The 541-nt window shown below is 76.3% G+C and carries 1 protein-coding gene; it reads left to right on the top strand.

The window, feature by feature from the left end; genetic code table 11:
* A partial coding sequence (locus GTP90_RS36015; RefSeq protein ID WP_161087959.1) for a P-loop nucleotide/nucleoside kinase family protein occupies positions 1-541 on the top strand: 541 nt, incomplete at both ends.

A 541-nucleotide genomic window follows, 5' to 3' on the forward strand; every position in this document is an offset into this window, starting at 1 on the left:
CGTCGGCCGGGCGCTACCTGGCGCTGGCGGCGCGGACACGGCCCCGTCGCGGCGCGCTGGTGCTGATGCACGGCTACTCCGGCAGCGGCAAGTCGTATTGCGCGGCGCGGCTGGCGGCCGCGCTGGGCGCCATCCACATCCGTTCCGACGTCGAGCGCAAGCGCCTGCACGGCCTGGCGCCGACCGCGCACATGGCCGCGGCGGGCGGGCAAGGCATCTACGACGCCGCGGCCGACCGCGCAACCTATGCGCGCCTGCTGCAACTGGCGCGCGCCATCGGCGCCGCCGGGCTGGACGTGGTGGTCGATGCCGCCCATCTGCACCGCTGGCAGCGGCAGCCGTTCCAGGCGCTGGCGCGGGAGCTGGGCCTGGCCTTCGTCATCGTCGATGTGCGGGCGGACGACGCGCTGCTGCGCGAACGGCTGCGCCAGCGCGCGCTCGGCCCGCCCGACGCGTCGGACGCCGGCACCGAGGTGCTGGACTACCAGTACGCGACCCATGAGCCGCTGACGGCGGCCGAGCGCCGCCACGCGCTGCCGCT

This window comes from Duganella vulcania, from assembly GCF_009857655.1.
Classification (GTDB): Bacteria; Pseudomonadota; Gammaproteobacteria; order Burkholderiales; family Burkholderiaceae_D; genus Rugamonas; species Rugamonas vulcania.